The 22,006-nt window shown below is 64.4% G+C and carries 18 protein-coding genes; 16 read left to right on the top strand and 2 right to left on the bottom strand.

The features are described from left to right. The first annotated feature begins 41 nt into the window (after positions 1-41). The 5 genes from J7396_RS18280 (at position 42) to J7396_RS18260 (ending at position 4,879) form a co-directional block, all read left to right on the top strand. Positions 42-539 (top strand): hypothetical protein, encoded by a 498-nt coding sequence (locus tag J7396_RS18280; protein WP_005931897.1) that lies wholly within the window; start codon positions 42-44, stop codon positions 537-539. A gap of 58 nt (positions 540-597) precedes the next feature. Continuing rightward, a complete protein-coding gene (locus J7396_RS18275; RefSeq protein WP_033478847.1) occupies positions 598-780 on the top strand; it encodes a hypothetical protein in 183 nt (60 codons plus the stop codon). Beyond that, positions 771-1,055: a YfhL family 4Fe-4S dicluster ferredoxin gene (locus tag J7396_RS18270; RefSeq protein WP_209261858.1), complete on the top strand. Its 285-nt coding sequence runs from the start codon at positions 771-773 to the stop codon at positions 1,053-1,055. Before J7396_RS18275 ends, J7396_RS18270 begins: the two co-directional genes overlap by 10 nt. After that, the gene (ggt, locus tag J7396_RS18265; RefSeq protein ID WP_014090435.1) at positions 1,052-2,830 is read left to right on the top strand and encodes a gamma-glutamyltransferase; all 1,779 of its coding nucleotides are present in this window, start codon (positions 1,052-1,054) and stop codon (positions 2,828-2,830) included. Before J7396_RS18270 ends, ggt begins: the two co-directional genes overlap by 4 nt. Before the next feature lie 288 nt (positions 2,831-3,118). Then, positions 3,119-4,879 carry a glycoside hydrolase family 9 protein gene (locus J7396_RS18260; protein ID WP_209261857.1) on the top strand — a complete coding sequence of 587 codons (1,761 nt, stop codon included), beginning with the start codon at positions 3,119-3,121 and terminating at the stop codon, positions 4,877-4,879. A gap of 149 nt (positions 4,880-5,028) precedes the next feature. Here the strand turns inward: J7396_RS18260 and upp are convergent, their stop codons facing one another. Beyond that, positions 5,029-5,661 (bottom strand): uracil phosphoribosyltransferase, encoded by a 633-nt coding sequence (gene upp, locus J7396_RS18255; RefSeq protein WP_011347830.1) that lies wholly within the window; start codon positions 5,659-5,661, stop codon positions 5,029-5,031. 151 nt (positions 5,662-5,812) lie between these two features. Here upp and J7396_RS18250 point away from each other — a divergent pair, with 151 nt between their 5' ends. The 4 genes from J7396_RS18250 to J7396_RS18235 all read left to right on the top strand — a co-directional run bounded on the left by J7396_RS18250 (position 5,813) and on the right by J7396_RS18235 (position 11,943). Continuing rightward, a complete protein-coding gene (locus tag J7396_RS18250) occupies positions 5,813-8,371 on the top strand; it encodes a TonB-dependent receptor (RefSeq protein ID WP_029819668.1) in 2,559 nt (852 codons plus the stop codon). Then, complete coding sequence (locus tag J7396_RS18245) at positions 8,368-9,489, top strand: phytase (protein ID WP_209261856.1); 1,122 nt, start codon at positions 8,368-8,370, stop codon at positions 9,487-9,489. The genes J7396_RS18250 and J7396_RS18245 overlap by 4 nt, the downstream gene beginning before the upstream one ends. Then, complete coding sequence (locus J7396_RS18240) at positions 9,486-10,865, top strand: metallophosphoesterase family protein (RefSeq protein ID WP_209261855.1); 1,380 nt, start codon at positions 9,486-9,488, stop codon at positions 10,863-10,865. Before J7396_RS18245 ends, J7396_RS18240 begins: the two co-directional genes overlap by 4 nt. A 370-nt stretch (positions 10,866-11,235) precedes the next feature. After that, positions 11,236-11,943 carry a glycosyltransferase gene (locus J7396_RS18235; protein ID WP_008574407.1) on the top strand — a complete coding sequence of 236 codons (708 nt, stop codon included), beginning with the start codon at positions 11,236-11,238 and terminating at the stop codon, positions 11,941-11,943. 351 nt (positions 11,944-12,294) lie between these two features. Here J7396_RS18235 and J7396_RS18230 read toward each other — a convergent pair whose 3' ends face one another. Continuing rightward, positions 12,295-13,791: an aminotransferase class III-fold pyridoxal phosphate-dependent enzyme gene (locus J7396_RS18230; protein WP_031423138.1), complete on the bottom strand. Its 1,497-nt coding sequence runs from the start codon at positions 13,789-13,791 to the stop codon at positions 12,295-12,297. A 122-nt stretch (positions 13,792-13,913) separates the two neighbouring features. Between J7396_RS18230 and J7396_RS18225 the strand changes: the two genes are divergently transcribed. The 7 genes from J7396_RS18225 (at position 13,914) to J7396_RS18195 (ending at position 21,871) form a co-directional block, all read left to right on the top strand. Continuing rightward, positions 13,914-14,345 carry an Lrp/AsnC family transcriptional regulator gene (locus tag J7396_RS18225; protein ID WP_008574410.1) on the top strand — a complete coding sequence of 144 codons (432 nt, stop codon included), beginning with the start codon at positions 13,914-13,916 and terminating at the stop codon, positions 14,343-14,345. A gap of 165 nt (positions 14,346-14,510) precedes the next feature. Next, positions 14,511-15,581, top strand: a complete 1,071-nt coding sequence (gene queA / locus J7396_RS18220) for a tRNA preQ1(34) S-adenosylmethionine ribosyltransferase-isomerase QueA (protein ID WP_209261854.1) — start codon at positions 14,511-14,513, stop codon at positions 15,579-15,581. Between the two features lie 81 nt (positions 15,582-15,662). After that, positions 15,663-16,808: a tRNA guanosine(34) transglycosylase Tgt gene (tgt, locus tag J7396_RS18215; RefSeq protein ID WP_008574416.1), complete on the top strand. Its 1,146-nt coding sequence runs from the start codon at positions 15,663-15,665 to the stop codon at positions 16,806-16,808. 131 nt (positions 16,809-16,939) lie between these two features. Further along, on the top strand, positions 16,940-17,293 hold the full coding sequence (gene yajC, locus J7396_RS18210) for a preprotein translocase subunit YajC (protein WP_003489768.1): 354 nt from the start codon (positions 16,940-16,942) through the stop codon (positions 17,291-17,293). 190 nt (positions 17,294-17,483) lie between these two features. After that, positions 17,484-19,328, top strand: coding sequence for a protein translocase subunit SecD (gene secD / locus J7396_RS18205; RefSeq protein WP_014090428.1), 1,845 nt, complete (start codon positions 17,484-17,486; stop codon positions 19,326-19,328). 59 nt (positions 19,329-19,387) lie between these two features. Continuing rightward, the gene (gene secF, locus J7396_RS18200; protein ID WP_010372305.1) at positions 19,388-20,356 is read left to right on the top strand and encodes a protein translocase subunit SecF; all 969 of its coding nucleotides are present in this window, start codon (positions 19,388-19,390) and stop codon (positions 20,354-20,356) included. Positions 20,357-21,037: 681 nt separating this feature from the next. Further along, entirely contained in the window at positions 21,038-21,871 is an 834-nt protein-coding gene (locus J7396_RS18195) for a DUF4238 domain-containing protein (protein WP_008571686.1), read from the top strand. Positions 21,872-22,006 lie beyond the last annotated feature (135 nt).

Genomic DNA, 22,006 nt, shown 5'->3' with positions numbered 1-22,006 from the left:
TGCAGTTACATCACCACATGCATTTCAAAGGGAGGAGTTTCATGAAACACACCATGCGCGCTCTGGCGCTCGCTTCGATCGCCGCTCTGGCGGTCACCGCCTGCAAGAAAGAAGAGCCGGCACCGACCGCTGCCGCCGCACCGGCCCCGTTGACCGCACCGGCCAAGGACGACAACGCCGGCTGGAAGAAGTACCTGCAGGAAGTGGTCGGCCAGAACCTGGGCACCACCACCAACAGCCCGTTCCTGTACTACTTGCCGCCAGAGTCGGACGCCGAATTTGCCGGCAGCTACGAGCGTCAGCTGGAAAGCGTCAAGACCGCGCTCGCGCGTGGCGTGCAGCCGGGCAACATGCTGGCCTTCGGTTCGTCGGCGTCCAGCAAGATGGCCGACCTGATCGATGCGGCGTTCAAGGACGTGGCACCGGACTCGATGAAGGGTGTGCGCGTGCTGTTCATCGGCAATGCTGCCGACAACGCGCGCGTGCAGACCATCGTCCAGCCCAAGGGCGCGGAATACATCTTCGTTGAAGCCAAGTAATGCCGTAGCAGGCCGGATGCGCGGGAGGGCGCATCCGGCCGCAGCCTGGGAATGCACCATGCTGCCGAGTTCGCACTCCATCGGAGCCGGCCGCACCAGGCCGGTGTCCGACAGCGCCCAGGGCGCTATCTACCTGCCGCTGCGCGCCATGGGCGCCCGGCTGCAGCAGCACATTGCGTTCCAGCGCCTGCGGTTGCAGCGCGTCGCGTCGCGTCGCATCGTAGTGCCGATATGTCTCTGAAAATCAACGAGCTCTGCGTCAACTGCGACGTCTGCGAGCCTGCGTGCCCGAATCACGCCATCTCGATGGGCGAAACCATCTACGTCATCGATCCGGCACGTTGCACCGAGTGCGTGGGCCATTTCGACGAAGCGCAGTGCGTGGTGGTGTGCCCGGTCGAATGCATCGATCCGGATCCGGCCATTCCGGAAACCCATGACCAGTTGCTGACCAAGCTGATGCAGTTGCAGCGCGATCACCCCGAACTGTACGAACAGGAGCCCCCCGCCCCGTGAGCACTTTTTCCCGTCGTTTTTCTTCGCGCGGCGTGTTGCTGCTGGCCTTTGTGCTGGCGCCAGCGGCCTGGTGCGCCGATGCCGCCAAGCCGGCGACGGCCACCACCGCAGCGGTCGCCGCGCATCCACCCGGCGCGGCGATCGCCAGCGGCCATGCGCTGGCCACCGATGCCGGCCTGCAGATCCTGCGCGAGGGCGGGAATGCGTTCGATGCCGCGGTGGCGGTGTCGTCCACGCTGGCGGTGGTCGAGCCGATCAGCTCAGGGCTGGGCGGCGGCGGTTTCTTCCTGTTGCACGACGCCAAGACCGGCAAGGACGTGATGCTGGACGCGCGCGAAACCGCGCCCGCGTCGGCCACCGAAGCGCAGTTTCTCGACAAGAAAGGCGAGCTGGACCGCGACCGCTCGGTCAATGGCCCGTGGTCGGCGGGCATCCCGGGCTTGCCCGCAGCGCTGGTGGAGCTGGCTGCCAAACACGGCCGGCTGCCGCTGAAGCAGTCGCTGGCACCCTCGATCCGCATCGCGACGGAGGGTTTTCCCGTCTACGCGCGCATGGCCAAGGGCTATGCCTCGCGGCGCGAGGTGATGGAGCGTTACCCCGGTACGCGCGAGGTGTATCTGCGCGGCGGCAAACCCATTGCCGAAGGCGACACCTTCAAGCAGCCGGAGCTGGCGCAGACGCTGCAGCTGCTCGGCGACAAGGGCTTCGACGGGTTTTACAAGGGCGAGACCGCCAAGAAGTTGCTGGCCGGCGTGAAGCAGGCCGGCGGCCAGTGGAGCGCGGCCGAGCTGGCCGGGTACCGGGTCAAGGAGCGCGCACCGATCCAGTTCGACTACCGCGGCTGGAAGATCACCACTGCGCCGCCGCCGTCGTCCGGTGGTATTGCGCTGGCGGCGATGCTGCAGATCCTGGAGGGCTGGGACTTGAACACGCTCGATGAGGTGCATCGCACCCATCTGGTGGTGGAGTCGATGCGCCGCGCCTACCGCGATCGCACCTTCTTCCTGGGCGACCCGGACTTTGTGGACGTGCCGCAGCGCGTGCTCACCAGCAAGGACTACGCGCAAGGCCTGCGTGCCACCATCAATCCGGACAAGGCCACGCCCAGCGATCTGCTGTCGGGCAACCCCACGCCGCTGGAAGACGACGAGACCACGCACTTTTCCATCATCGATGGCGAAGGCAACCGCGTCGGCGCCACCCAGACGGTGAACCTGCTGTACGGCTCGGGCCTGATTCCCAAGGGCACCGGCGTGCTGCTCAACAACGAGATGGACGACTTCGCGCTCAAGCCGGGCACTCCGAATGCGTTCGGCGTGATGGGCTACGCCGCCAACGCGCCCAAGCCGGGCAAGCGCATGCTCAGTTCGATGACGCCCACCTTCATGGAATCGGCCGACAAGGCGATCGTGCTCGGCACCCCGGGCGGCAGCCGCATCATCACCATGGTGCTGCTGGGGATCCTGGGCTACGACGCCGGCCTGGATGCGCAGGCGGTCAGTGCGCTGCCGCGCTATCACCACCAGTGGTTGCCGGACGTGATCGACGCCGAGACCGACGCGTTTTCGGCGCAGACCGCCAAGGGCCTGCAAGCGATGGGGCATGCATTGAAAATGCCTGGCGACACCGCCGAAGGCGGCCGTGGCTCCAGCCATGTGTGGGGCAACCTGCAAACGGTGGAGTGGGACAAGCGCCGCAACGTGCTCAGCGGCGGCAGCGACCCGCGCAACCCGGTGGGCAAGGCGCAAGTGCAGTTGGACGCGACGGCACGCTGAGGCGTGAACCCGATTGCGTCGACGCCCGGTAGCCGGCAAGGCGGCCGGGCGTTGTTCGTTGTTTCGATCAAGCGCCATCGATGCAATGCGACCGTGGTTGCCTGGGCTGGCGCGTTTGCTGCCGCCCAGCATGCGCTTGATTGCTGACATGCAGTGATGATGAGCGCGGCATGGCTGCGTGCGAGGCGATCCGCGCAAGGGGCGCATTGCTGCAGCGATGCGGATTGACGCATCGGCTATGCCGGCATTGGACTTGTCGCTGCAAGATAATGCGGCGACCATCGTGGCATGACTATCTTCAAAACTCTGCTCACCAGCCTGATGATCGTTTCGCCCGTGCTCGCCTGCGCTGCAGAGACAACCGGCAGGCAGGAGGCCGTGGCGGCCAGCGACGCCATCCACGTCAACCAGCTGGGCTATCTGCCGGGCTCGGCAAAAATGGCGATCGTCGGGCTGCCGCCGCAGGGCACCGCGCAGCGTTCGGACCGCTTCACCGTCGAAGATGCACAGGGACGCAGCGTGTTGCAGGGAACCCTGCAGCCGGCCGCGATGTGGTCGCCGGCCGGACAGCAGGCGCGGGTGGCGGATTTTTCCGGGCTGCGTGCGGTCGGAACCTATCGGTTGAAGGTCGACGGGCTGCCGGCATCGGAGACCTTCGCCATCAACGCGCATGCCTATCAGCCCCTGGTCGATGCAGCGTTGAAGGCGTTCTACTTCAACCGTGCCAGCACCGCGCTGCCGGCACGCTACGCCGGGCGCTATGCGCGCGCGGCCGGGCACCCGGATACGCAGGTGCGCATCCATCCGTCCGCAGCGTCTGCAACGCGTCCGACCGATAGCGTGATCAGCGCGCCCAAGGGCTGGTACGACGCGGGCGACTACAACAAGTACATCGTCAATTCCGGCATCAGCACCTACACCTTGCTGGCGGCCTACGAGCAGTATCCGGCGTTCTTCAGGTCCAAGCCGCTGACCATTCCCGACGATGCGCCCGGCGTGCCCGGCATCCTGCAGGAGGCCTGGTGGAATCTGGACTGGATGCTCGCCATGCAGGACCCGGCCGATGGCGGCGTGTACCACAAGCTCACCGACAAGCAGTTCGATGGCTTGGTGATGCCGGATCAGGCCACCCAGCAACGCTACGTGGTGATGAAGACCACTGCCGCGACCTTGGACTTCGCTGCGGTGATGGCCGTCGCCAGTCGCGTATATGCGCCATTTGAAAAGCAGTATCCGGGGCTGTCGGCGCGCATGTTGAAAGCCTCGCGGGCTGCGTGGGCGTGGGCGAAGCAGCATCCGGACGTGATCTACCAACAGCCCAGCGACGTACGCACCGGCGGTTACGACGATGCACACCTGGATGACGAATTCGCCTGGGCGGCGGCCGAGTTGTACATCGCCACCGGCGAGGATGGGTTCTACGACGCGATGATCGCGCGCAACGTGCCGGCCACTGTGCCCTCATGGGGCAATGTCGGTGGGCTGGCCTGGATGTCGTTGGCCGCGCATCGCGACCGACTCACGCCGCATGCCGATCGCGCGCGGATCGCACGGGAGATCACCGGGCTGGCACAGCGGTTGGCCGACACCTGGCAGTCATCGGCATGGCGGCTGGCGATGAACGACAGCGATTTCGTGTGGGGCAGCAATGCAGGGGTGCTCAACCGCGCGATGATGCTGCTACAGGGCTACCGGCTGACGCAGCAGCGGCAATTTCTGGATGCGGCGCAATCGCAGCTGGACTACATCCTGGGCCGCAATCCGCTGGGGCTGTCGTTCGTGACCGGGATAGGCAAACGCACCCCGATGCATATCCATCACCGACCCTCAGAGGCCGATGGGATCGAAGCGCCGGTGCCGGGTTGGCTGGTCGGCGGCCCGCAGCCGGGGCAGCAGGATGCCAAGGAGTGCAAGGTGCCGTACCCCTCCAAACGGCCGGCGTTGTCGTACCTGGACAACTTCTGCAGCTACTCCACCAACGAGGTGGCGATCAACTGGAATGCGCCGCTGGTGTATGTGAGCGCGGCGATCGAGGCGTCGACGCGCTAAAGCGTCGCTATCAAGCCGATGCCGCGGCTGTTCCTTTTCCCGTCGGGAGAAGGTGGCGCGCAGCGCCGGATGAGGGTACGGCGTCGGCAGGAATACTGATACACCGTACCCTCATCCAACCCCTCTCCCGGGGGGAGAGGGGCTTAAACTCACTCCAGCCGCGTCCCAAAAATCCGGTCGCCTGCATCGCCCAGGCCGGGCAGGATGTAGCCCTTGTCGTTGAGGTGGTCGTCGATGGCCGCGGTATAGACCTCGACATCCGGGTGCACCGCTTCGAGCGCCTTCAGGCCTTCCGGCGCGGCGACCAGAAAGATGCCTTTGATGCGCCGTGCGCCGGCGCGCTTGAGCATGTCGATGGTGGCCATCAGGGTGCCGCCGGTGGCCAGCATCGGGTCCAGGATCAGGGCGTCGCGTTCTTCCAGGCGGCCAGTGAGGCGTTCGAAATAGGGCACCGGTTGCAGGGTCTCTTCATCGCGCTGCAGACCGACCACGCTCACGCGTGCGGCAGGAATCAGTGCCAGTACGCCGGGCAGCATGCCCAGACCGGCGCGCAGGATCGGTACCAAGGTGATCTTTGCGCCGGCAATGCGCTGCACCGTCACCGGGCCGGCCCAGCCCGGCTGGGTGTGCGATTCGGTGTCCAGATTGGCGGTGGCCTCGTAGGCCAGCAGCGTGCCCAGTTCGGTGACCAGTTCGCGGAAGCCCTTGGTGCTCAACGCGGCATCGCGCAGCAGGCCGATCTTGTGCTGGACGAGGGGGTGGCGGACTTCGACGATTTTCATGGGCAGCGGCAGGCGGGAGAGGGGCACAGTGTGCCGCAGCCGCGCGGTGTGTCGCCACACTTCGGGTGTGATCGCTGATGCATATGTCATGTCAGTGAAACGTCGTAGACATAGTGTGCCCACCCATTCTTAACCGATTGGGGAAGCACCCGTGTTGAACAAGACTCCGCTCTGCCTGGCGATCACGCTGACGTTGGCTGCGGCCACGTGGAGTCCGCTGGCGCACGCGGCCCAGGGTGCGGCCACGGGCGGCGCTGCCAGCGCTGCGGCAATCGACCTGGAGCGGCTGGAGGTGCGCCCGCAGCTGGAAGCGCAGGAGCGCGCAGTCGATCTCAAACGCGCCTCCGATGCCATCCAGGACGCCGTCGCCTCCGATGCGATGGGACGTTACCCGGACAAGAATGTTGCAGAATCCTTGCAGCGCCTGCCCGGCGTCAGCGTGACGCGCGACCAGGGCGAAGGCCGCTTTGTGGTCATCCGCGGACTGGATTCGTCGCTCAACAGCGTCACTATCGACGGCATGACCATGGGCACGCCGGAAGACGGCACGCGTTCGGCACCGCTGGACGTGATTCCTTCCGATTCCACCGAGCGCCTGAAGGTGGTCAAGTCGCCGACCCCGGACATGCCGGGCGATTCCATCGGCGGCGCGATCCAGGTGGAATCCACCTCCGCCTTCGATCGTGACGGACGCACCTTGCGCGGCTCCATCGAAGCCAGCCACCAGTCGCTGTCGGGCAAGACCAGCCCGAAGGGCGCCTTCAACTACAGCGACATCTTCAATGGCACCTTCGGAGTGGCAGTGGGCGTGAACTATCAGGACCGCGAGTTCGAATCGGACAATACCGAAGTGGCCTACGACACCTTTGACGGTGGCGCGGACGACGATCTGTTCGCCGGCGAAGTGCAACGCCGCAAATACTTCATCGAACGCACCCGCATGGGCGCGAACCTCAATCTGGACTGGCGCCCGGACGCGGATAATCGCTACTACCTGCGCACGCTCTACAGCCGTTTCGACGATGCCGAAACGCGTCAGCGCACCATCTTCGGGTTGAGCGATGGCGAGGTCAGTGCCAATGGCGACGGCACCTATCGCGTGGACGACCTGCCGGCCGACAGCATTTCCAAGCGCGTGCGCTACCGCACCAAGAAGGAAGACACCATGGCGTTGAGCGTGGGTGGCGAAAACCGCCTGAGCGCCGCCACCGTGGATTACAAGCTGGGCTACACCAAGACCCGCGAGCGCGTGAACGATGAAAAGGAGGCGCGCTTCAATTACGACGGCGACGATCTGGCGGCCACGGTGGATCAGCGCAGTGGCATTCCGAAGCTGGGCTTCTCCGACAACGGCTGGCAGAGCAACGATGATTTCGTGTTCGATCGCTTCGTGATTGCGCCCACGCAGGTGGACGACAGCGAGCGCAGCGCGCAGATCAATGTGCGCTTTGACGGCGAGCATTCCAGCCTGAAGATGGGCGTGCTGGGCCGCTGGCGCGAGCGCGGGGTGAACGTGGACGAAAACGAGCTGCGTCGTGGGCCGGCCATCGACCTGAGCGACTGGACCACTCCCGCGCCCGAGCACCGTGGCGGCACCTTGGGCCAGAGCATCGGCTCGGACGGCATGCGCCGCTACTGGAACACCTCCGGCGATCTGTACAGTGCACGTCCGCAGGATGTGGGCGGCAATCTGCAGACCTCGCTGCAGGACGATTACACGGCCACCGAAGATGTCTTCGCCACCTATGCGATGGGCACCTGGGACATCGGCGCACTGCGCATGATCGCCGGCGTGCGCGTGGAAAATACCCAGTTCGATGCCACCGGCAACCAGGTGGACGTGGCAGCCAATGGCCGCACCGCCACGGTGACGCCACGCGAGGCTTCCAGCAGCTACACCAACGTGCTGCCCGGCCTGCATCTGCGTTACGACAGTGGCAACGACTGGGTGCTGCGCTTTGCGGCCAACAAGACCTTGTCGCGCCCGGCATTCGGCGATGTGTCGCCACGCGTGAGCATCAACCGTGGCGATAACGAGGTGAGTCTGGGCAACCCCGATCTCGATCCGTACCGTTCGCAGAACCTGGACCTGTCGTTCGAAAAATACCTCGGCAGTACCGGCGTGATCTCGCTGGGCGTGTTCCACAAGTCGATCGACGACTACATCGTGCAGACCATCAACACCAACGATGCGGAATTTCCGGGCCTGCAGGTCACACGCTCGATCAATGGCGACACCGCAAAGGTGCGCGGCGCGGAATTCAATTGGCAGCAGACCCTGGACTTCCTGCCCGAGGGCTGGAATGGCTTTCTGGTTGGTGCCAGCGCCACGGTGCTGGACAGCGATTTCAATCCGGGCCTGGAAAATCGTGCCGGCGACGACTTCACCCTGCCGCGTTCGTCCAAGCGCATCTACAGCGGCCACCTGGGCTACGAAAAATACGGGTTCAGTGCGCGCGTGGCGGCGGTGTATCGCAGCCAATATCTGGACACCATCGGGCAGAGCCGTGCGTACGATATCTACGTTGCCCCACACACGCAGCTGGATTTCAGCATGAACTATCAATTCAACAGCCACGTCAGCCTGTATCTGGAAGCGCAGAACCTGTTGGACGAGCCGTTGGAGCTGTATCAGGGCATCCGCTCGCGCACCCTGCAAAATGAAGAGTACGGCCGCACCTACGCGCTTGGCCTGAAGGTGGCGCTGTGATCGCACCACGCACCGTCGTGCAGATCACGCTGCTGTCCGCTGCCGCCGCATTGGTCGGTTGCGCCAGTGCCCCGGCCGGCCGCGAAGCCGACGAAGCGCTGCTGAAGGATCCCTTGCTCAGCAAGGCCAACGTAGCGCACGAAGTGGTGCCGGAAGCCTTCATTACCGCGCTGACGCCAGCGGACAACCTGGATTCGCCGGCCAGCTGGATGGCGCCGGATGGTCGCCGTTGGGTGATCGCCACGGCCAAGGACACGCATGCGCTGGTGGTGTTCGACGGCGACAGCGGCAAGCGGCTGCGCGTGGTCGGCGGCAAGGGCAAGGCCATGGGCAAGCTCGACCGCCCCAACGGCATTTCGGTGGTCGATGACCTGGTGTTCGTGGTGGAGCGCGACAACCGGCGCGTGCAGGTCTTCTCCTTGCCCGATCTGACGCCGGTGACGGCGTTTGGCCAGAACCAATTGCGCGAGCCCTACGGCCTGTGGGTGCGCAAGCACGAGGGCGGCTACGAGGTGGTGGTCAGCGACAACTACATGTCGCCGGCCAACAAGGATCTGCCGCCGCCGCTGGCCGAGCTTGGCCAGCGCTTTCGGCGTTATCAGCTCGATGCTGCAGGGCAGGGCTGGCAGGCACGACTGACGCAGAGTTTTGGCGACACCAGCGAAGCGGGCGCGGTACGGATTGCCGAATCGGTGTTCGGCGATGAAGCCAATGCGCGGCTGATGATTGCCGAAGAAGACGTGGCCGTGGGCACGCAGTTGCGCGACTACGGCATGGACGGGCGGTATCGCGGCCGCAACGTCGGCGCCGGGCTGTTCAAGGCGCAGGCCGAGGGCATCAGCTTGTTCGCATGCAGCGACGGGAGCGGCTACTGGATCGCCACCGATCAGTTCAAGGACCGCAGCGTGTTCCAGGTCTTCGATCGCAAGACGCTGGCGCATGTCGGCGCCTTTGCCGGCCGTGTGACCGCCAACACCGATGGCGTGTGGCTGGATCAACGCAGCGATACGCGCTTTCCGGGTGGCGTGTTCTATGCGTTGCATGACGACCAGGCAGTGGCCGCGTTCGATTGGCGCGATATCGCGCGGACATTGCGCCTGAAAGAGTGCACGCCATGATGGCCGCGCGCAGATCGGTCTCTGCGTTGCTTGCGGCGATCGCAACCATGAGCGTTCCCGCCTCGGCTGCCGACCGTGCTGCCGAACCCAATACGCAGGTGCCGGCGGGTTCGACGCATTATGTTGCCGATGGCTTCCCGGACCGCATCGTCGCCACGCCGGCGCAGGACGCGGCCACAGGGTTTGCGGTGGCCTGGCGCACCGATGCCAGCGTCGACAGACCGTGGCTGGAACTGGTGGTCGCCGGCGATTCGCCGGATGTAGGCACGCCACGACGCATTCGGGCGAGCACGCTGACGCTTGCCAGCGAAAACGGCAGTTCGCATCACCATCGCGCCGATGTCGACGGGCTGCAGCCGGACACGATGTACGCGTACCGCGTGCAGGGGCAGGGGACCTGGGGCGCGTGGAATCACTTCCGCACGGCTGCCACAGCCACCACGCCGCTGACCTTGCTGTATTTCGGCGATACCCAGAACAAGAATCTCAGTCTGGTCTCGCGGGTGATCCGTCAGGCCTGGCGCTCGGCGCCGGACGCGCGGCTGGCCTTGTTCGCCGGCGACCTGGTCAGCGGCAAGGACGGCCAGGACGACAACGAATGGGCCGAGTGGTTCGAGGCCGGGCGCTGGCTGCTGGAAGGCACTGCAGTGGCGCCGGCGCCGGGCAATCACGAATATCACGAAGAGGGCGAAGACACGCCGCAGGCAACCCGCGTGCTCGGCAGTCATTGGCCGGTGACCTTTGCGTTGCCGCGTAACGGGCCTTCGGCCACCGCGCGCACCAGCTATTGGTTCGACTACCAGGGCGTGCGCATTGCCGTGCTCGACGGCACCTCGGCGCTGGACCTGGGGACCGGCCCCGCGCAGGCGCAGTGGCTGGACAGGGTGCTGGCCGACAACCCGCATCCCTGGTCGATCGTGCTGATCCACCAGCCATTCTTCTCGCCGCGTGCCGATCGCGAAAACGAAAAGTTGGTCGCACAGGTGCTGCCGGTGATCCGACGCCACAAGGTGGATCTGGTGTTGCAGGGCCACGACCACACCTACGGCCGACGCGGCGATGCGGCCGGGCAGGCGACGCCGGTCTTCGTGGTCTCGGTCGCCGGGCCCAAGCAATACCGCCTGTCGGACATGGCGCGCACCACCATGCGCCCGGTGGGCGAAGACACCCAGCTCTATCAGGTGCTGCGTCTGGACAGCCAGCATCTGGTGTACGAATCGCGCACGGCCACCGGACGTCTCTACGACGCGTTCGAACTGCAACGCGACAGCGACGGCAGCAAACGTTTGATCGAACGCGAGGCGGGACGCATCGCGCCACGCAATTGCCCGCGCAGTGCAACGCTCAAAGGGCGTGCGGATCGATGCTGGGAATGAGCGAGGGCAGGCAACAGCCTGCCCAAGCAATACCGTGCTACTGGTGGCTGGGCAGCAGTGCGCAGACGATCTGCAAGCTGCACTTGGTTGCGTGTCCGCTGCCAGCTTCTTCGAGGTGCCCGACCGCCGCCTTGAATATGACAGGGCAGCACGCGGTTTAATCCGGATTTCGACTGTATTTATGCGTTGTTTCAAAACTTCGCATTTGCATAGATTGTTTCTATGAGCTTGCAGTTGATCATCATGTACTGCGATTTATGTCACGTCGATAGTGCGACTACGGTTGGTACGGCCGGGCCAGCGACCAGGTAGCCGAATCGATGCGGCACTGCGGTGGCGGCTCGGTTCCCCCACCGCCCGAGTCGCCCCCATGATTCCCCAATTGATTCACCTGACCGCACCCACCAAGCAGCTGCTGTGGGAAGAGCGCAGGATCTGCGATCGCCTGCAGCGCCTGTTGCCTGGATGGACCTGTTACGTCTGGGACGATGCCGATAACGCAGAACTGATGCGGCGTGCGTTTCCCGAGTTTGCCCAGCGCTACGAGCAGATCCGCTTCGGCGTGATGAAAGCCGACATCGCCCGGTGCGCGTACATGCACGCACATGGCGGCTTCTACTTCGACACCGACTACAAACTGCTACGACCGCTCGATGCGCAGGTGCTGTCGCAGCATTGCGTGTTGCCCGTCGAGGAAGGTGCGCCGGGCCAGGAAGACTTCAAGATCGGCAATGCCGTGTTTGGCTCCGAGCCCGGGCATCCGTTCTGGCGCGCGTTCATCGAGCACATCTTTACCGCGCATGCCCCGGAAACGCTGCAGGATCACCGCGAAATCCCCATGATTTCGGGCCCGCGTGGGCTGACGCGCTTCTACAACGCGCATGGTGGGCAGTTCGCCGACATCCTGTTCCCGCCACGCGACGCCTTCCATCCGGACCGCACCTGGTTCGGGCTTGGCCATCGTGGCGGCAAAATCGCGGTCGGCTCGCACCTGTGCTGGGCATCGTGGCGCGGCAAGTCGCCGCGGCGTGCGCTCACCAACTACCTGCGCCGCAAGTTGAATGCGGTGCCGATCTGAGTGGCAGCGTGCACGGTGATACGGCAATCGACCTGGGGCAGGGCCGCTCAGGTCGAATCTGGGTGAGGTCATCGCCCTGCATGCTGCAGGCGATTTATGCAAGCGCAAGCTTGCATGTTCTCGTGACTTCGCATCGTGTGTTGCAGGTATTGCGCAAATTCAGACCAGGCAACGCAGTCGGGACAATGGCTGATGACCCACCCTGGATCGGCTGGACGCAACCGAAGACTTGCGCCACTGTCGCCGGCGCTGATCGCGGTTCCAGGGCGCCGCGCAGAGCGCCGGTGGAAGACCTGTCAGCCATCTGCCGCACGCCGACGACATGCGCGCCGGCGTGCCGCGTGGAGCAAATCAGGCCGCTGCGGCCTGCACCTGACGCGGGCCTTCCTTGAGCGCACGTGCGATCAGGCCGACCAGCAGATCGAGTTCGTCTTCATCCATCGCAAAGTGCGGGGTGAAACGCAGCGAATTCTCGCCGCCGTGGATCACGTTGACGCCGCGGTGGCGCAACCACTCCTCGGTGGAACCGGCGCCGTAGCACTTGAATTGCGGTGCCAGTTCGCAGGAGAACAACAGGCCGGTGCCTTGCACCTTGGTGATCAAGCCGCCGAGTTCGGCCTGCAGCGCCTCCAGCTTGGCAATCGCCTGCGCACCGCGGATGCGGATGTTGTCCCGCACCTGCGGGGTGAACAACGCCAGGGTGGCGCAGGCCACATCGAGCGCGCGCGGGTTGGTGGTCATGGTGTTGCCGTAGGTGCCCTTGCGATACACCTGCGCGGCGTGCTCGGTCACCGCCAGTACCGACAGCGGGTACTGCGCCGCATTGAGCGCCTTGGAATAGGTTTCCAGGTCCGGCGGGTCGAGCTGCTCGAATCCCGGGTAGTCCACCACCGACAGCACGCCATGCGCGCGCAGCCCGGCCTGGATGGAATCGACCAGCAACAGGCTGCCATGGGTACGGGTCAGCGCGCGCGCCGCGGCGTAGAACTCGGCCGGCAACGCACGCCCCGGGTCGCCTTCGCCCATCACCGGCTCCAGGAACACCGCCTCGATAAACCAGTGATTGCGCGCGGCCTCATCGAAGGCGCGTTGCAACGCGGCCACGTCGTACGGGGCGATCGCGATGACCGAATCCTCGTCGCGATAGCTGGCCAGGTACTTGGTGTAGGTCTTGCGGCTGGAATCCGAATACAGGCCCGGGCGATCGGTGCGGCCATGGAAGCTGCCCTTGACCACCAGACGCTTGATGGTGGCACCGGCGTGCCGCGCGCCGGGGTCGGTGTGCAGCTTGGCGTTGGTATCGACGATGCGGGCAGCCAGGCCCACCGCTTCGGAGCCGGAATTGAGACACATGAAGCGTGCAAACGGGCAGCCGCCGCGGCTATGGCCGATCTCGGCACGCAGGGCGCGATCGAGCCGGCGCTGCGCCAGGCTGGGCGTCATCACGTTCGCCATCACCTGCGGGCGCGCCATGGCCTCGAGCACCGCGGACGGCGTATGGCCGAAGCCGAGCATGCCGTAGCCGCCGGCGTCGTAGAGCACTGCGCCCTTGAGCGTGACCACCCATGGCCCGCGTGCGGCCAGTGCCACGTAAGGCGTCACTGCGTCGTCGGCGTAGAAATTGATGAAACCTTCCTGCACCGCGCCGATCTGGGCTTCTTCGTCCAGGTCCAGCAGGTCGGCGGCGTCATCGCGCACCAGCGCGTACTCGGCTGCTGCCGCATGGATGGCCTGCTGCAGGTCAGGGTGGCTGCCGGCCAGGCGCGCGATGGTCGCATCGTCCAGGCCTTCGGTCAGGCGGCGGCCGGCATGGGCACGCAGCGGGGCGAGCGGGGCAAGGACGGACATGGCGCATCTCCTTCAAAGGTGGCGTTCCCTTCCTATTATCGGCAGAAGATCGGCGTTTGGCAGCGTGAATCTGGGCAGGAAGTACGGTATTTTCGTCGATTCGCCGAAACGAATGCGCAATAGTGAAGATCACCCCCTCCGACGAACGCCTGTTGTCGCTGCTGCGCGAGGACGCGCGCGCGTCCACCGCCCAGATCGCGCGGCGACTTGGGCTCTCGCGCACCACCGTGCAGAGCCGCATCGAAAAGCTCGAGCGCGACGGCGTGATCAGCGGCTACACCGTGCGCACGCATGACGACTACGAACAGGGCCGCATCCGTGCGCACATCCTGATCACCGTGTTGCCCAAGAAGATGCCGGCCGTGGTGAAGGCGCTGCGCGATATCCCGGAAGTGCGCCTGCTGCATTCGGTCAGCGGTGCCTACGACCTGGTCGCCCTGGGCGTGGTCGGCGGCGTCAACGAGATGGACGTGCTCACCGACGCCATCGGCGCCATCGACGGCGTGGAGCGCACGACCAGCGCGATCATCCTGTCGACCAAGTTCGAGCGGTGAATGAGCCGGGATTGGGCATTCGGGATTGGGGATTAGTAAAAGCTGGCCAGCCCACGTAGTAAAGCTGCCGGCCGCTTGGCCTGGATGTTACGAATCCCCAATCCCCAATCTCAATTCCCGGCCGCAGTTACACTATGCGGCTACTCCGCCAACGATCCTGCGGCCTTGAAGAAGTCCGATTTCCATTACGAGCTGCCCGAAGAACTGATCGCCCAGGCGCCTCTGGCCGAACGTGCCGCCAGCCGCCTGCTGGTGGTGCCGCCTGCGCCAGCGGCCTTCGGCGACCGCCAGGTGCGCGATCTGCCCGAGCTGCTGCAGCCCGGCGATCTGCTGATCTTCAACGACACCCGGGTCATTCCGGCGCGCTTGTTCGGGCAGAAGGCCAGCGGCGGGCGAGTGGAGATCCTGATCGAGCGCCTGCTTGGCGAGCGCGAGGCGCGCGTACAGATCGGCGCCAGCAAGTCGCCCAAGGCCGGCAGCGTGATCGCGCTCGATGCCGGCGGCCAGGCCGAGGTGCTGGGCCGCGATGGCGAGTTCTATCTGCTGCGTTTCCAGATCCCGACCCCGCTGGAGCACTGGCTGCTGGAGGCTGGCCGCCTGCCGCTGCCGCCGTATATCCGCCGCGAGCCGGGTGTCGAAGACCGCGAGCGCTATCAGACCGTGTTCGCGCGCGAAGTCGGCGCGGTCGCCGCGCCCACCGCCGGGCTGCACTTCGACGAGCCGCTGCTGGCGCGCCTGCGCGAGCGCGGGGTGGAGTTCGGCCACGTCACCTTGCATGTGGGCGCCGGCACCTTCCAGCCGGTGCGGGTGGACAAGCTCGACCAGCACGTCATGCACACCGAATGGCTGAATGTCGGTGCCGCATTGGTGGAACAGGTGCGCCGCACCCGCGCCCGCGGCGGCCGCGTGATCGCGGTGGGCACGACAGTGGTGCGCTCGCTGGAAAGCGCCTGGCGCAAGACCAAGGCCGCGCCCGAAGGCGAATTGCAGCCATTTGCCGGCGAAACCCAGATCTTCATCCTGCCCGGCTACCGCATCCGCAGCGTCGACGCGATGGTCACCAACTTCCATCTGCCCGAAAGCACCTTGATGATGATGGTCTGCGCCTTCGCCGGCCGCGAGCGCATCTTCGCCGCCTACCACCACGCCATCGCGCAGCGCTATCGCTTCTTTTCGTACGGCGATGCGATGTTGTTGTGGGGCGGGGAATCGGGAGTCGGGAATGGGGAATCGTAAGGCGGGACCCGCCGAACGATCAGCCACCTGCCAACCGCTCTTCCCATTCCCGATTCCCGACTCCCCATTCCCGGCCCCTCAATGTCCCGACTCCAGTTCCAGCTCCAAGCCACCGACGGGCATGCCCGACGTGGGCGCCTGACCTTTCCGCGTGGCACGGTCGAAACCCCTGCGTTCATGCCGGTCGGCACCTATGGCTCGGTCAAGGGCATCCTGCCCGAGCAGATCCGCGCGCTGGGTGCGGAGATCATCCTGGGCAACACCTTCCACCTGTATCTGCGCCCGGGCCTGGAGGTCATCGGCGATCACGGCGGGCTGCACGGATTTGCGCGCTGGGATGGGCCCATCCTCACCGATTCCGGCGGGTTCCAGGTGTTTTCGCTGGCGCATCGCCGCAAGATCACCGAGCAGGGCGTGACCTTTTCCTCGCCGACCGATGGCGCGCGGGTGTTCCTGGGCCCCGAAGAGAGCATGGAAATTCAAAAGGTGCTCGATTCGGACATCGTGATGATCTTCGACGAGTGCACGCCGTACCCGGCCACCGAGGACGTCGCGCGCCGCTCGATGGAGCTGAGCCTGCGCTGGGCGCAGCGCTCGCGCGACGCGCACGACGGGCTGGGCAACGATGCGGCGCTGTTCGGCATCGTGCAGGGTGGGGTGCATCCGGACCTGCGCAGCCGCTCGCTGGATGGCCTGCAAGGCATCGGTTTCGACGGGTATGCGATCGGCGGGCTGGCAGTGGGCGAGCCCGAGCACGAGCGCAACGCCATGCTCGAACACCTGCATCCGCGCCTGCCGGCCGAGCGCCCGCGTTACCTGATGGGCGTGGGCCGCCCGGAAGACCTGGTCGAAGGCGTGGCACGCGGGGTGGACATGTTCGATTGCGTCATGCCCACCCGCAATGCGCGCAACGGCCACTATTTCACCTCCTTCGGCACCGTGCGCATCCGCAACGCAAAGTACGAACGCGACCTGGACACCATCGAGCCGGGCTGCGGCTGCCATGCCTGCAGCAGCGGCTATACGCGCGCCTACCTGCGCCATCTGGACCGCTGCAACGAAATGCTGGCGCCGATGCTGGGAACCCTGCATAACCTCTGGTATTACGAAAAACTGATGGCCGACATGCGTGCGGCGATCGCTTCGGGAACCTTTGTGGAGTTCCGGCGGTCCTTCTATGCGGCACGCGGCGCCACCACGCCGCCGTTGCCGGGGGAAACCAGCTGAGACCGGCCGTCCGCGCCCCGGCGCGGACGGCGTGGAACCTGCGTGGCATAATTCCCGGCTGTTCCGCCCCGGCGGTACCTGAATAGCGAGCGGGCCCATGGGCGCGCTGGCACCAAACTAGGATGCACTGAATGAATCTGCTCGATTTCCTGATCCCCGCTGCCCAGGCGCAGGCCGCCGGCGGCGCGCCGGCACCCGGCCCGATGGGAGGCCTGTCCACCTTCGCGCTGCCGATCATCCTGATCGCCGTGATGTACTTCCTGATGATCCGCCCGCAGATGAAGCGTCAGAAAGAACACAAGGCGCTGCTGGACAAGCTGGCGCGCGGCGATGAAGTGATCACCTCCGGCGGTGTTGCGGGCGTGATCACCGACATCGGCGACAACTTCATCAGCGTGGAAGTGGCCGACAACGTGCGTATCCGCGTGCAGAAGAGCGCCGTGGGCCATGTGCTGCCGAAGGGCACGCTGAAGTCGGCAAGCTAAACGCGTCTTGCCACGGCTGCGCCGCTGTCAGGCAGGCGCAGTCGCCAGGTGGAACCGAAGGTTGTGACCCACCGGTTCCGCTGTACCGCCCGTATCCATCTGAAGACCATTGGCGACGTTGTACCGGTCGCTTGAAGTCGTTCTCACTGCTAGGCGCGGCGCCGGGATGGTGCCACGCGGGACTGTCGCAATGCTCGAATTTCCTCGCTGGAAGTACTTCCTGATCCTGCTGGTACTGGCCGTCAGCGCGCTGTATGCGTTGCCCAACGTGTACCAGAAGGACCCGTCCGTGCAGATCACCGCCAGCCGCGGTGCGCAGCTCGACGACGCATTGCGCAGCCGCATCGACGGTGAGCTCAAGAGCGCCGGCATCACCCCGAAGGCGATCACAAAAGAAGGCGACAGCCTGATGGTGCGGTTGCCTTCGCTGCAGGCGCAGACACGCGCCAACGACGTGTTGCGTCAGCAGCTGGGCGAGAACTACACCGTGGCGCTGAACCTGGCCTCCACCGTGCCGGACTGGCTGGCCAAGCTGGGCGGCCGGCCGATGGTGCTGGGTCTGGACCTGGTGGGCGGCGTGCACTTCGCCATGCAGGTCGACCAGAAGGCCGCGCTGGAAAAGCGCCTGGACGGGTTTGCCGAAGACATCCGCACCACCTTGCGCGATGCGCGTATCCCGTATCGCTCGGTGGAACGTCGCGCCGACAACAGTATCCAGGTCAACCTGGGCGAGGGCGCCAATGCCGACGCCGCGCGCGTGACGCTGGCCAAGGCGCAGCCGACCCTGACCTACGACGTCAGCGGCCAGAACATCGCCGTGAAGGTGCCGGAGGCCGAGCTCAAGCAGATCGCCAGCGGTGCGATCGAGCAGAACCTCACCACCTTGCGCAACCGCGTCAACGCACTGGGCGTGTCCGAGCCGACCATCCAGCGCCAGGGCGAGGACCGCATCGTGGTCGAACTGCCCGGCCTGCAGGACACCGCCGAAGCCAAGCGCCTGATCGGTGCCACCGCCTCGCTGGAATTCCGCGCCGTGGTCGACGGTAATGCCGACGATGCCGTGCGCAGCGGCAACATTCCGCCGGAGGCCAAGGTCTATCGCCTGCGCGACAGCAACGCGCCGGTATTGTTGAACAAGCGCGCGCTGGTGACCGGCGACCAGATGGTCAGCGCATCGGTCAGCACCGACCAGAACGGCATGCCGGCAGTGGCGGTGACGCTCAACAACGTCGCCGGCCAGCGCATGTTCGACTACACCAGCGCCAACGTCGGCAAGCTGATGTCGGTGGTCTACATCGAGCGCATTCCCACCGTGACCATGGTCGACGGCAAGGAAGTGCGCAGCGTACGGGTCAAGGAAGAAGCCTTGTCGCCGACCCGCATTGCCGGCGTGTTCGGCAAGAACTTCCAGACCACCGGTCTGGAAAAGACCGAAGCCGAGAACCTGGCCAAGCTGCTGAAATCGGGCTCGCTGGCCGCGCCCATGGACTTCGTCGAGGAATACGTCATCGGACCGAGCCTGGGTGCGGAGAACGTGGAGCGCGGCGTCACGGCGGTGGTCTACTCGTTCCTGTTCACCCTGGTGTTTTTCACCATCTACTACCGCGTGTTCGGCGCGATCACCTCGGTGGCGCTGCTGTTCAACCTGCTGATCGTGGTGGCGGTGATGTCGCTGTTCGGTGCCACCATGACGTTGCCGGGCTTTGCTGGCCTTGCCTTGTCGGTCGGTCTGTCGGTGGACGCCAACGTGCTGATCAACGAGCGTATCCGCGAAGAGTTGCGCCTGGGCGTGCCGGCCAAGTCGGCGATCGCGGCCGGTTACGAAAAGGCCGGCGGCACCATCCTCGACGCCAACCTCACCGGCCTGATCGTGGCGGTGGCCCTGTATGCGTTCGGTACCGGCCCGCTGAAGGGCTTCGCGCTGACCATGATGATCGGTATTTTCGCCTCGATGTTCACCGCGATCACGGTCTCGCGTGCGCTGGCGGTGTTGATCTACGGCAGCCGCAAGAAGCTGAAGTCTGTCGCTATTTAATGCGAGTCCCTCGCAAGAGCCCGCACATCCATGTGCGGACTGCTTAGGAAGATCTTTCGATGAAAATTTTTCCGCTTCACCTGATCCCGAACGACACCAAGATCGATTTCATGAGCTGGCGCAAGCCGGTGCTCATCTTGATGCTGGTGTTGGCAGTCGCCTCGGTCGGCATCATCGTCGGCAAGGGTTTCAACTATGCGCTGGAGTTCACGGGCGGCACGCTGGTGCAGACCTCGTTCCAGAAGACCGTGGACGTGGACCAGGTGCGCGAGAAGCTGTCCAAGGCCGGCTTCGAAAACGCCCAGGTGCAGAACGCCCGCGGCGGCAATGAAGTCATGATCCGCCTGCAGCCGCATGGCCAGAACAACAATCGCGACGATGCCGCGCGCACCGTTGCCGAAGATGTGCGCAAGGCGGTGACCAGCGATGAGAATCCGGCCACCGTGCAGCCTGGCGAATTCGTCGGCCCGCAGGTCGGTAAGGATCTGGCGTTGAACGGTGTGTATGCCACGGTGTTCATGCTGGTAGGCTTTTTGATCTACATCGCATTCCGCTTCGAGTGGAAGTTCGCGGTGGTCGCCAGTCTGACCGCGTTGTTCGATCTGCTGGTCACCGTGGCCTTCGTGTCGCTGACCGGCCGCGAGTTCGACCTGACCGTGCTGGCCGGCCTGCTGTCGGTGATGGGCTTTGCGATCAACGACATCATCGTGGTGTTCGACCGCGTGCGCGAAAACTTCCGCGCCCTGCGCGTGGAGCCGCTGGAAGTGCTTAACCGCTCGATCAACCAGACGCTCTCGCGCACGGTGATCACCGCGGTGATGTTCTTCCTGTCGGCGTTGGCGTTGTACATCTACGGCGGCGAGTCGATGGAAGGCCTGGCCGAGACCCACATGATTGGCGCGGTGATCGTGGTGATCTCCTCGGTGATCGTGGCCGTGCCGATGCTGAGCATCGGGCCGTTTGCGGTGACCAAGCAGGACCTGCTGCCCAAGGCCAAGGACGTGGAGGCGCTGGCGCGCCGTCCTTGATGGGTTGGCAAAGGTGTGACGAGAAAACCGCGCATCGCGCGGTTTTTTCGTTTCTGGCGTTGGGCGTCGTGACTGCACGGTTATGCGCTGTGACGCCACTACTCAAGATTGTGAACGCCAGGGATTTCGTCGGACAAGTGATGCCGATCGATACGCGATAGTTCGCGGGAGAGAAACACCAGCACCGCCTACGTCTGCGTCCTTGCTGGATAACACTCCAAGCATCTGCATGGCCGAGGCTGCTCTCCATCATGCTATCCCGTGATCGCGGCCAGGATTTTTCCCATTCACAAAGTGCTAGCGATCGAAGATACTCAGTGCAACACCGCATTTCGGCGGTCCAAGAGTAGTTAGGCCGCACAAAGGAGATCCGCAGATGCCCAAGCCCAAGTTCATGTACAACTGCGATTTGTGCGGCTCTTCGTTCCAGTTCGGGCCGCATATTTATGCTGGCAAGTTTATTCCTAGCTACCAGCTAGCCGTATGCCGCACGTGCTGGGAGAGCAACCATGACGGATGGCGTCCGATCGTAGAGGATCGATTTGTCGAGCACTTGCATAGCAAAGGGGTGCCTTTGCCAGAACGCAACAAAGACGGTTGGTACCCGCGCGAGTAAGGGCCTAACAATTCATTCAAGCCGTGTCGCTTCGCGGCACTGCTTAACTCAGGCGTTAGGTGGCTATGGGACACCATTACTTGCCCCAGCATTACCTGCTCGGATTCGCTGATGGAGTCAGGGTGTGGGGACATGACGTTCGGGCGCGCCGATCTTTCCGTACACAGGTCAAGTCGCTAGCTAATGAAACCGTCATGTACACCGAGGAGCTAGAAAAGCACCTAGCAAACGTTGTCGAAGGGCCAGCCCAAGACGTGATCGACCGAGCGCGTAAGCGGCTCAAGCTCAGAGACGAGGATCGTGAGGTACTTGCCGCCTACATCATCGCCATGTGGCAGCGCGTGCCTGCTGGGCGCAAGCGAGTGGCAGGGTACATACCGAGCCTAGCTGAGACGATCAAGATGCAGGTCGTGCAGCAATTGGACGCAATAGCCGCGTCTGAACCGGATCTCGCAGAGTCCGCAACTAGGCGCAAGGAAGAAGTAGGTCGGATCATCTCCGCATACAAGGAAGACCCGCCGGACTACTTCTGGCACCACACACTGAAAAGCGGAGCGACACCCAGAACTGTGCAAGGGCTCTTATCAATGAATTGGCACTTCCTAGTCAGCCCTGGCGAAAGCTTCATCACCTGTGACAATCCGACTTTTTTCTTCAGGTCAGTGGGCATCGCCGCGCACGAATCCGAACTGAGCTTTCCGCTTAGTTCGGAGGTTTGCTTTTGGGCAAACAGGGCTAATTCGGAAAGACCCCAATACTTTACGACTGACCGCTCCATTGTTCTGGAACTCAACCGCAGATCCGCGCACAACACGCAGCGCTTTATCTACACCCGTGAGGAGGCGCCTTGGGTACTCAGCTTTGCAGCAAAGAAACATCCGCTGCATCGGTTGTTGTGAGGTCGCCGCCTAACCACTCCTTCAACGAGACGCCACTTCATGGCGCGACTTAATTCAATCATTAGGCGGCACAGGGGAGTTCAATGGACATTGACCTAATAGCAAAGATCGCCGTGTCGACTCCCCGTAAACTTG

Source organism: Xanthomonas sp. A1809 (assembly GCF_017746015.1).
GTDB classification, from domain to species: Bacteria; Pseudomonadota; Gammaproteobacteria; order Xanthomonadales; family Xanthomonadaceae; genus Xanthomonas; species Xanthomonas euvesicatoria.
The sequence above is the reverse complement of the archived record's forward strand: the minus strand, read 5'-3'. Positions and strand labels throughout refer to the sequence as shown.